This window comes from Flavobacterium sp. ENC (assembly GCF_020991415.1).
Taxonomy (GTDB): domain Bacteria; phylum Bacteroidota; class Bacteroidia; order Flavobacteriales; family Flavobacteriaceae; genus Flavobacterium.
Genome location: NZ_JAJMOY010000001.1, coordinates 791,445 through 802,655, shown reverse-complemented (window position 1 = coordinate 802,655; position 11,211 = coordinate 791,445). Strand labels below are relative to the sequence as shown.

Sequence of the window (11,211 nt, the reverse complement as noted above, 5' to 3'; positions counted from 1 at the left end):
AAAAATTAAGAAGGACGAAACTCTTTAATCTTAATTATATTAATTCTCCACTTTTACGATGGCCATTTTCCCGTTGTATGGCTTTTTCCCTTTGGCTCCTAATGCTTCCTGAGCCTCAGATAATCCATCAAACTTATCGTAATAGATGTAATATTTACTTGTTGTTACATTATAGAAGAAATTAATATTCGTTACACCTGCAGCAACTGCTTTGGTTAAGAACTCATCTCTTTTTTCGACGCTGCTGTGTACCGCAACAATCATATAGTAACCGCTTTCAGAATTTTTAATATTCTTGATAATCTGCATATTTGACTGGTCTTCACCAAAATCAAAATCACTTGCTGTTAAAGGTGTACTGCTTGGTTTCGTAGTTTCCTTAATACGTTTAAGAGCAGCTATATCCTGTGCATATCTTCCCTGATCATTTTCGTATGCTGCCTGCTTGATTCTACGTCTCTTCTCTATTTCAGTTTCTGCTTTAATACGCTCTAAATTGGCAAGTAAAGCTGCACCGTCTTCTTCCATTTTAAGCTGAGCCGCTTTCAACTGATTTATTTTCTCCAGATAAGCCTTGTTTAAAGCATCGTTTTTATTTGGTACTTTTTTAAGTCTTTCGTTATATAAATTTGTCAGCTTTGCAATCTCATCTTTTTGAATTTTATTCGCTTCAGCCATCTGTAATTTTAAAGCTTCTATCTGACTGTTTTCAGCAGCTACACTTTTGAACGGTTTTGGTTCTTTGTAAATACCTTTATCACTTAAGTCATTCTCTTCTTTCAAATCATCCAGGTCTTTTTGTTTGTTTGCCACTGTTGCTTTAAACTGTGCCAACAAATCATTTTGTGCTTTACCTGATGCATCTAAAGATTGTGCTAAATTATCGATTGCTTTTGCTGTATCATCTTTCGCTACTGAAGCTGTTCTTGCAAGAGCATCCGCATCGGCTTTCGCTTTGGCGTCGGCTAATAATTTTGCTTCACGTGCTTCTTCTGCTAATCTTAATTGTTCTGTCTCCTGTTCCGCTTTTAATCTTTCATTCGCTTCTGCATCGGCTTTCGCTCTTGCATCTGCTAATAATTTAGCCTGCTCAGCTTCCATATCCGCTTTCGCTTTGGCATCAGCTGCCAGTTTTGCCTGTAAAGCTTCTGCGTCAGCTTTTGCTTTGGCATCAGCAGCTAACTTAGCCTGTAATGATGCTGCATCGGCTTTCGCTTTGGCATCGGCTGCAAGTTTTGCCTGTAATGCTTCTGCGTCCGCTTTCGCTTTGGCATCAGCTGCTAGTTTTGCCTGTAATGCTTCTGCGTCGGCTTTTGCTTTCGCATCAGCTGCTAGTTTTGCCTGTAACGCTTCTGCATCCGCTTTCGCTTTGGCATCCGCTGCAAGTTTTGCCTGTAACGCTTCTGCGTCAGCTTTCGCTTTCGCATCTGCTGCAAGTTTCGCTTGTAAGGCTTCTGCATCGGCTTTTGCTTTGGCATCCGCTGCTAGTTTCGCTTGTAAGGCTTCTGCATCCGCTTTCGCTTTGGCATCCGCTGCAAGTTTTGCCTGTAACGCTTCTGCGTCAGCTTTCGCTTTAGCATCTGCTGCAAGTTTCGCTTGTAAGGCTTCTGCATCGGCTTTTGCTTTGGCATCGGCTGCTAACTTAGCTTGTAACGCTTCTGCATCCGCTTTCGCTTTGGCATCCGCTGCAAGTTTTGCTTGTAATGCTTCTGCGTCGGCTTTCGCTTTGGCATCCGCTGCAAGTTTCGCTTGCAAGGCTTCTGCATCTGCTTTTGCTTTGGCATCGGCTGCTAATTTTGCCTGACGCTCTTCCTCTGCTGCCTTTAATTTTTGAGCTTCTGCTTCAGCTTGTCTTCTTGCAGTGGCTTCTGCATCAGCTTTTACTTTTGCATCAGCAAGTAATTTTGCCTGTAACGCTTCCATATCTGCTTTTGCTTTTGCATCGGCTGCTAGCTTCGCTTGTAGTGCTTCTGCATCTGCTTTCGCTTTGGCATCGGCGGCTAACTTCGCTTGTAAAGCTTCTGCATCCGCTTTCGCTTTGGCATCGGCGGCTAATTTTGCTTGTAAGGCTTCTGCGTCCGCTTTCGCTTTGGCATCCGCTGCTAATTTTGCTTGTAAGGCTTCTGCGTCAGCTTTCGCTTTGGCATCGGCTGCTAACTTCGCTTGTAAAGCTTCTGCGTCGGCTTTCGCTTTGGCATCAGCGGCTAATTTTGCTTGTAAAGCTTCTGCATCCGCTTTCGCTTTGGCATCGGCGGCTAATTTTGCTTGTAAGGCTTCCGCGTCAGCTTTCGCTTTGGCATCGGCGGCTAATTTTGCTTGTAAGGCTTCTGCGTCAGCTTTCGCTTTGGCATCGGCTGCTAACTTCGCTTGTAAAGCTTCTGCATCGGCTTTCGCTTTGGCATCTGCTGCCAGTTTTGCCTGTAAGGCTTCTGCATCCGCTTTCGCTTTGGCATCGGCGGCTAACTTAGCTTGTATGGCTTCTGCGTCCGCTTTCGCTTTGGCATCTGCTGCCAGTTTTGCTTTTAATGCTTCTGCATCGGCTTTCGCTTTAGCATCGGCAACTAATTTTGCCTGTAGTGCTTCTGCATCCGCCTTCGCTTTGGCATCCGCTGCTAACTTAGCTTGTATGGCTTCTGCGTCGGCTTTTGTTTTTGCTTCTGCAGCTAATCTTGCCTGTAAAGCTTCCGCGTCAGCTTTTGCCTTAGCATCGGCTGCTAGTTTTATTTTCAGTGCTTCTGCATCGGCTTTTGCTTTGGCATCCGCTGCAAGTCTTGCTTGTCTTGCTTCTGCGTCAGCTTTAATTTTTGCATCCGCTGCCAGTTTTTCTTTCAGGGCTGCCTCTTCTGCCGCTTTCGCTTTCGCATCCGCTGCCAGTTTTGCTTTATTTGCAGCATCAATACTTGTTTTTGTTTTTGTCGTAGCTGCGGCTTTTGCTTTTGTTTCTGCAGCAATTCTCGCCTGAAGCGCATCTGAATCCGCTTTCGCTTTAGCATCTGCAGCTAAAATCGATTCTAAATCTGCAGCTTCAGCTTTCGCTTTAGCGTCGGCTTTACGTTTTGCTTCTGCGGCGTCAGCTTTTGTTTTTGCGTCAGCAGCTAATTTTATTTTCAGTGCTTCTGCATCCGCTTTCGCTTTTGTATCTGCCGCCAGTCTTGCTTTTGCAGCTGCTTCAGCATCCGCTTTCGCTTTATCTGCAGCTAACTGTGCCGGAGTTTTTTGTGGCTCAGCCGGCGTTGCTGTTTTTGGTTTCGCTGTACCTTCTGCATCTGCTTTTGCTTTTGCAGCTGCCAGTCTGGCTTTCGCAACAGCTTCTGCATCAGCTCTCGCTTTATCTGCAGCTAATTGTGCCGCTGTTTTTTGTGTTGTCGCAGGCTTGGCTGTCGTTTTGCTTTCCGCCAATTTTGCTCTCGCAGCAGCCTGAGCATCAGCTTTCGCTTTTGCGTCTGCAGCCAGTCTTATTTTTAATGCTTCAGCATCCGCTTTCGCTTTTGTATCTGCCGCTAATCTTGCTCTTGCCGCAGCTTCGGCATCAGCCTTAACTTTTTCAGCCGCCGCAAGTCTTGCCTGTTGTGCTTCTGCATCGGCTTTCGCTTTCGCATCAGCAGCAAGTTTGGCTTTTTCAGCTCCACTGACTCTTGTAACCGGAGCAGCAGCCGTAGTTTTTTTCGCTATTACCGGTTTTGCTTTAGCAGGATCCATAAGAGACCCTTCTTCGTCATCACCATAATAGTAATTTTTATTTTTGAATTTATAAGCTATAGCGAATTCGTGGGAACCTCCTAAATTAGAGAAATTACCCATTCCTCTTTCATAATTGTATTCTATAGCAATACTTGGTGATATATTAACTCCAAGACCGGCTGAAACTCCGTACAAGGTATTGTATCCGGCCTGTGCCCATACTCCTTTTGGAATAGCAACCATCGCCAATCCCGAAATAACAGTTTTGTCTTGTTTGATTTCTGTTTTAACAATTCCCGAAAATTTACTTCTGTCGAAAAAACCGTATGAATCTATGTATCCAGTGTACATCGCATGCAATTCAATCGCTCTCTCCGGATCTTCTTTTACAACTCCTGAACCGAAATTGTAAAGGATTAAATTATTTACAGACAATCCGAAATCAAGGAACGCGGTACCGTAGTTAATACCAGGATTTACTGTAAGTAAAGTGCTTCCCGGGTAATCTACAATTAAACTTGTATCATCAGATATGATTTTGCCTTTATCAAGACTGCTTTTATAAGCGCCAACATTAAGACCAAAAGTCAAATTGCTGTCTTCCTGCAAAACGATATTGTGAGCAAAGTTGGCAACTCCGCCGAAAACGGTCATTAAACCGTAATTCTGCTGAAACAAGCCAAAGGCAAAAGCTTCATTCTCTCTAAAACGCCCTGAGTAGCCAAATAAATAGCTGTTGGGTGCATTTTCAAACTGAGTCCATTGTCTTTTATTATAAAAACTTATATAAGCATTTTGTTCGCGTACGAAACTAAATGTTGGATTGATTAAATATCTATTAAACTTTAAAGAATTTCTGATGGGTAACGAAAACGAAACAACTCCATCCTCAGGAGCTTCCTGCGAATAGAGTACATTTGAAAAACCGTAAAATAAAGTTATGAATAGTAAAATTTTCTTCATATTATTTTATCACAGTTATTGATCCTTTTTTTTCACCTGTGTCGGATTGAATGACATAGTAATATACCGGATTAACATTTTTAAAATCTTTTATAAACGTATTAAGTTCGGGATCGTAATTACTTCCAACATCGTCAAACATCACTTCTCCGTTTGAACTTAATATGATCACTTTTGTGCTTGCAGTTTTGTAAATATCCGGGATATTCCAATACGGATTTCTCAGACTTACTATGTTTGGAATTACTGTGGTAACAGCATCCAGTGCTGAAGTAATTCTAAAGGAAAACTCTTTCGCAGAAGTACAACCCGTAGACACAGAAATTTTTGCTCTGTAGTTTCCTCTTACTGATACCAGGTAAGTTGCTGAAGTCGCACCCTGAATAATATTGTTATTTAAATACCACTCATAAGTTGGGTTTGTCGCATCAGTTGTAATAGAAACGCTTAAGGTCTCTCCGTCTTTAAGTTCATATTGATCTGCAACGTCAATACTTGCTGTAAAGCTGGTACTTTTTAAATCTATACTTCCTGTAGCTATACATCCGCCAAAGTCTACAGCAACGCTGTACACTCCGGATTCGTTTGCATTGATACTACGCGTTGTTGCACCCGGAATAACGACATTATCCTTTTTCCAGACATAACTGTTTCCTGCTGTAGCCGTCAATACTGTACCGACTTCGTTTGCACAAAAAGGATTACCTAAACTTGAAGTTACCGTTACAGAAGAACCTGCACCGGAAGACGTTAATACAACTCGATTTGAATACGAAAGAGAAGTACAGCTGCCATAATTCGTTTCTACGTAATAAGTACCTGCTGCAGTAGCTGTATAGTTTGGACCCGAATTACCGGCCATAAGTGTTGGTGGTACTGTAGCACCATTATCCTTATACCAGTTATAAGATAATGAAGGGTATTTTAAAGGTGAATCATTTTCCGGATTCGTAGAATCAGGATCTATAGACAATACATAACTGCCTCCTGCGCAAAAGGTAGCAGAACCGTTAAAATTATTAATCGTGTATTGTTTATCGTGTATTTTGTAATAAATAGGGAATAACTTTTTTGCTGTTGAAGAGAAAAATGTAGGGCTTACATATCCTCCTGAACTTTTAATTCTTAAAGCATAAGTATCAGATCCCACAATGTTCGGCGGAATCGAAAAGGTTATCGTCTGTTTATCTGGTGCATCATCTACAACCGTTCCTGTAACAGGCGTAGGTGTAGTAAAACTTCCCGTTTTATCTGACAGCTCAACCGCAAATGTAGTACCGGCCGGGAAAGCGCTATAGGTAAATGTAGCTTTGTATGTCTGACTTGTAATACCGGCACAAATTCTGTCGAAAGCAAGAATTTCAGGTGTTACTTTTTGAGCATACAAACTAGATCCGACAAATAAAAAAATGCCAAATAAAAGAAAGAATTTGGTAAAAGTTAAAGTAGTTTTTTGAATCATATAGTACGTTTTCGGGCCAAGTCTATATTCTCAAAAAACAAAATATCAATAAATGTTTCTGAAAAATCATACTTATAGTTCTCAATAATGTCTTTTGCAAGAACTGAATAAGAAGCTGTAACTGCTGATTCTTCGCATTTAGAAGTCGTCTGACAAGCCAGATCAGTTGCCATAGCAAGGCTATCCTTGGGGATGGATAGCCCTTCTATAAACTGATTAGAATTATCTAATTTGCTGATACTTTCATCAGCTATATCATTCTTTTGGTTAAAGGTACAAGAAGTCGCTTTACAAGGTGTGGTAACAGAAAAAACAGGCTTTTCTATTGTACTTTGTGCATATAGACTTAATGTTACCGGCGAAACCAAAAATATTATACAAGTGAAATATTTTTCTATCGTTGGGGCCATTCTGTTTTGATCTTTATTTGTCCGGTTTAAGACGAATACATAAATTGTGTCTGGGGACTTTATTAATAAAATTTACGCTCTGAAATAAAAATCTAAATCTATCTATCTGTTTCCGCTAGATGCTGTAATTTTTCCTAATTGCAATCTGAAATCCGGTTTCTTAGGATTGAAAATATCAATGAATGTTTCTTTGTTATCACTTTGAGAATAAACGTTAAAGAACACGCTATTTCCATACCAGCTCTCTAAATCTTCATTGTTAGAATTGTATTCTGTAAAGATATTTCCGTTACATAGGTTGAAATACATTTCCTCAAATTTGATTTTTTTAAGGCTCGCATCGTTGATTTCTGTTTTACTGTCTAATAATACAGCAGGATTGAAACCAGAGATAACGCTTCTTTTCATTTCAAGTGAAGCAGTTTCTGCAATGTAGATAGCTTCTTTTACCAAACCTGACTGAATATCAGCTTTAATGTTTTCGCTATCGTTAAGCATTGTAATATTTGAAGCAACTACTAAAGTTGTTTTTTTAGTAAAGTCCGTTTCGTTTTTCTTTTCGTATGTTTTTACTTCAAGACAACGAGATCCGTCTTTGTTACTTGAAAGGTAAGAAGATCTTACAGCCAATGAGTTGTATAAACGACACTGAACTCCCTGAGTAAATTTGAAATCATCATTGATTGATTTATAAGACACTAATTTTGTAGCATTTAAATCTCCGCCGAAGAAAGCAAATGAGTCACCTCCGGAATAGCTAACCATCACGTTTTCAAATATTGTTTTGTTTCCAACACCTGCAACAGTTAATCCGTTGAATGAATCCATTCCTTTGACTTTTTTACCTGCAAATTCGATTCTTACGAATCTTAGGATTCCTGAATTACCCGCAACATTATCACCACCATAAGTAGTTAATGTAGGATCAAGATCAAGGTTATAAGAACCAACATTTCCAAATTTATTAATTGGAGCATCACCAAGAATTACAAGTCCTCCCCAGTCTCCAGCTTTTTTCTGGCTGCGGTTTGAAGTGAATACAATTGGGTCAGTCTCTAAACCGTCTGCAACAATTTGTGCACCTTTTGTAACTACCAATGTTCCTTTAGTTTCGAAATCACCAATGATTAGTGTTCCAGGCTCAATTGTTAAAACAGCATTGTTTGTAACATAAACGTTTCCTTGCAAAACATAGATATTCCTTTTCATCAATTTAGTATTAACAGAAATATTCCCTGCTAATATTTGATTGGCTTCTCCATACTCTACTTTATTAGGCTTAAATTCGGTCCAGTTATTTAACCAATTGTTGTAGCCCATAATTCCTTTCTCTTGTTGAGCACTCATACTGGTTACTGTCAAAAGGATGCAGATGATTTGAGTAATTTTTTTCATGATAAGGTGTTATTAGGTTAATAATAAATTTGGGATGCGTATGCGTAATATGATAAAAACTCATCCCGAATTTTCTGATAGTATTTCAGAACCTTCGAGAACGAGTTGTTATTTTTTAATCTTTTCTAAAATCAAATACACTTACGTAAAGATTCCGGAAAAGGTTTTAAAATATTTGTTTTAAAAATTACATTTCGTTCAATTCGTTGAACTCGTGTAATGATTTCAATGTGCTTTCGTAAAATAAAATAGCTGCGATCAAGTTTCCTTTGTCGGAATATGGCATCATTTTTCTTTGGAATTCCACTGTAGTATCCAAAAATGCAGATGTTCCAACTGCCTGAGCATCTAACACTTTTTTGTGCTCACTGTCGTCCGGAATACCTAAATCTGCCATAGTAACGCCTGGTTTAGTCACCAAAGCGATGTAAGGGAGAGTTTTAACTAATACTTTAATACGCTCAATGTACAATTCCAAAAGTTCACCTTTCTGCATACCGCTCAATTCTTTTTGATCGTGGTATTTACGAATAAGTGCTGTTGTACTAATAATACTTCTTGGAGCGTTTTTAGCCTGTGCAGAAGCTGCTGCAGTTGTCAAGATAAAAAATAAACTAAAAAAAATAATTTTCCCTTTCATAAATTCTATTTTAAAAATTGGTTGTTGATGAAAACAAAAATATATAAATTATGTTAAATCGCAACTTTAATGTTTTTTTTTTTGAAAAATTGAGTTTCAGATTGTCGTAAAAAAACGTCGTATATCGAGAAAATATGCCTTTTGCCGAGTTTTTTGTTAATTTTGTTAAAGTTTTTTCTTGTAAGAAACGGACTAATTTAACAACATCTTTACGCATTATTGTAGACAAAAAAAAGACATGTTTTCATTAAATTTTTAAAAACTATTAACAAAAAAGTCTTAATATCTCATCAAAGGGTACTCAGTATTAACAAAAGATTACAGAAAAAAGATAAACATTTTTAAAAAAAATAGTTTTTTGAAATAAAAAATACGCCCATAATTAATCTTTATTCCGAAAATTTTTGACTACATCATTTTCTTCTATCTTTGTCCCATGCAATTTTCTCAAATTTTAGGTCAGGATTACATCAAAAGTCACTTGATAAAAAGTGCATCTTCCGGAAGGATTCCGCACGCACAATTATTTGTCGGGCCCGAAGGAAGCGGTACATTATCGACCGCTATTGCCTATGCGCAATACATTTTATGTAACAATACCGGAGATGAAAACTCAAACGGAAATGATTCCTGCAATCTCAAATTCCAAAACATTTCACATCCCGATCTTCACTTTATCTATCCTACAGTAACTACCGAAGATGTAAAAACAAAACCCAAGAGTTTAGATTTCATTCAGGACTGGAGAACATTTATTCAGGAAATGCCTTACGGAGGTTTATTTGACTGGTATAAAGTACTGGGCGTTCAAAACAAACAGGGAGAAATCAGGGTCGAAGATGCGCAGGAAGTTTTAAAATCCCTTTCGTTAAAATCATACGAAGGCGGTTACAAAATTATGATTATCTGGATGGCCGATAAAATGAACATCGCCGCATCCAATAAATTATTAAAACTGCTTGAAGAACCTTCAGACAAAACCATTTTTATACTGATTTCTGAAAATGAGGAAGATATCATCCAAACCATACGATCGCGCTGCCAGGTAATCCATTTTAATGGCTTGCCGGAAAAAGTAATTGCAGGAGCTTTGGTAGCGCAGGAGAATATCGACCAGAATGTCGCTTTAAAAATTGCACATCAGGCGCAGGGAAATTTCAACAAAGCACTTTCGTTAGTAAAAGAAGATGATTCCGAATATCCTTTTGAACAATGGTTTGTCAATTGGGTCCGTGCCGCTTTTCGGGCAAAAGGTAATGCAGCTGCCATTCAGGATTTAATTTCCTGGAGCGAGGAAATTGCTTCACTTGGCCGCGAAAGCCAGAAAAAATTTATTCAGTTTTGTATCGAAATGTTCCGACAGGCGCTTTTGCTGAATTATCAGGCACCCGCTCTCGTTTACATTGAGCCGAAAGTAGATAAATTCAAACTCGAAAATTTTGCGCCTTTTGTAAACGGAAATAACATACACGATATTTTTAAGGAACTTTCAGATGCAATGTATCATATTGAAAGAAACGGAAATGCAAAAATAATTTTGACAGATTTATCCATAAAACTCACACGTTTAATTCATAAAAAATAATTAGTAATGAATAATGTTGCTTCAATTTTACTGTTGCTTTTTTTAGCGCTGACCTTTTTACAATCAGGCTATGAGAAAATATTTTACTGGAAAGACAATGTTTCCTGGCTCAAAGAACATTTTGCCAAAACAGCTTTAAAAAATCAGGTCCCGCTTGCCCTGCTGCACCTTTTAATTTTAGAATTGATTTCAGGAATTCTATGTGTGGTAGGGGCCATACAGCTGCTTACCGACAGTGGCCGTGAATTTGGTTTTTACGGTGCGATTTTCTCCTGTATTTGTTTGTTAATGATGCTTTTCGGTCAGCGATTAGCTAAAGATTATGACGGAGCAAGAACCATTGTCATCTATTTTATCCCGGCCGTAATGGCGGTTTACTGGCTAAATTAAAATAATATGCCACTGTGAAATCCGTGGCAGGAAAAATGTTCGCTTAGCGAATAGCAAAAAATAAATTTTATATTAAGAAAATGAATCCAAAACATCCTGCAGAGTCCCTTACTATTTTAACAGATTTAGTTTTACCGAGCGAAACAAATCCACTGAACAATCTTTTTGGTGGTGAATTATTAGCGAGAATGGATCGCGCAGCAAGTATCGCAGCCAGAAGACATTCACGCCGGATCGTAGTGACGGCTTCTGTGAACCACGTCGCTTTCAACAGAGCCATTTCTTTGGGAAGTGTTGTGACTGTTGAAGCAAAAGTGTCGCGATCTTTTAAAAGTTCGATGGAAGTTTTTATAGATGTCTGGGTAGAAGACCGTGAATCCGGAAACAGAACCAAAGCCAACGAAGCTATTTACACCTTTGTTGCCGTAGATGATACCGGAAGACCTGTTGAAGTTCCCGCCATCGAGCCGGAAACGGAACTGGAAAAACAACGTTTTGATGCTGCTTTACGCCGTAAACAACTGAGTTTACTGCTTGCCGGAAAAATAAAACCTTCTGAAGCTACCGAATTAAAGGCTTTATTTTTATAGTAAAATTTGTCCCAATTTGTAACAATTGGAGAGAATCAAACTTAAAAAAAAAGAAGTAATTTTACAGCACTATATGCCCATACAAATCTAAATCA

Annotated in this window: 8 protein-coding genes; 3 read left to right on the top strand and 5 right to left on the bottom strand. The window is 38.8% G+C overall.

Annotated elements, in window-relative coordinates:
* Positions 1 to 39: 39 nt before the first annotated feature.
* The 5 genes from LPB89_RS03335 to LPB89_RS03315 all read right to left on the bottom strand — a co-directional run bounded on the left by LPB89_RS03335 (position 40) and on the right by LPB89_RS03315 (position 8,551).
* A complete protein-coding gene (locus LPB89_RS03335; RefSeq protein ID WP_230700250.1) occupies positions 40 to 4,644 on the bottom strand; it encodes a PorP/SprF family type IX secretion system membrane protein in 4,605 nt (1,534 codons plus the stop codon).
* 1 nt (position 4,645) lies between these two features.
* Positions 4,646 to 6,106, bottom strand: a complete 1,461-nt coding sequence (sprC, locus tag LPB89_RS03330; protein WP_230700249.1) for a gliding motility protein SprC — start codon at positions 6,104 to 6,106, stop codon at positions 4,646 to 4,648.
* Positions 6,103 to 6,516, bottom strand: coding sequence for a hypothetical protein (locus LPB89_RS03325; RefSeq protein WP_230700248.1), 414 nt, complete (start codon positions 6,514 to 6,516; stop codon positions 6,103 to 6,105). The genes sprC and LPB89_RS03325 overlap by 4 nt, the downstream gene beginning before the upstream one ends.
* A gap of 102 nt (positions 6,517 to 6,618) precedes the next feature.
* A complete protein-coding gene (locus LPB89_RS03320) occupies positions 6,619 to 7,911 on the bottom strand; it encodes a hypothetical protein (protein WP_230700247.1) in 1,293 nt (430 codons plus the stop codon).
* A 187-nt stretch (positions 7,912 to 8,098) separates the two neighbouring features.
* Positions 8,099 to 8,551, bottom strand: a complete 453-nt coding sequence (locus LPB89_RS03315; RefSeq protein WP_154340287.1) for a hypothetical protein — start codon at positions 8,549 to 8,551, stop codon at positions 8,099 to 8,101.
* 436 nt (positions 8,552 to 8,987) lie between these two features.
* Between LPB89_RS03315 and LPB89_RS03310 the strand changes: the two genes are divergently transcribed.
* The 3 genes from LPB89_RS03310 to LPB89_RS03300 all read left to right on the top strand — a co-directional run bounded on the left by LPB89_RS03310 (position 8,988) and on the right by LPB89_RS03300 (position 11,116).
* Positions 8,988 to 10,136, top strand: coding sequence for a DNA polymerase III subunit delta' (locus LPB89_RS03310; RefSeq protein WP_230700246.1), 1,149 nt, complete (start codon positions 8,988 to 8,990; stop codon positions 10,134 to 10,136).
* Between the two features lie 6 nt (positions 10,137 to 10,142).
* Positions 10,143 to 10,526: a DoxX family protein gene (locus LPB89_RS03305; RefSeq protein WP_127338041.1), complete on the top strand. Its 384-nt coding sequence runs from the start codon at positions 10,143 to 10,145 to the stop codon at positions 10,524 to 10,526.
* An 80-nt stretch (positions 10,527 to 10,606) separates the two neighbouring features.
* Complete coding sequence (locus LPB89_RS03300; protein ID WP_127338285.1) at positions 10,607 to 11,116, top strand: acyl-CoA thioesterase; 510 nt, start codon at positions 10,607 to 10,609, stop codon at positions 11,114 to 11,116.
* Positions 11,117 to 11,211: the final 95 nt, after the last annotated feature.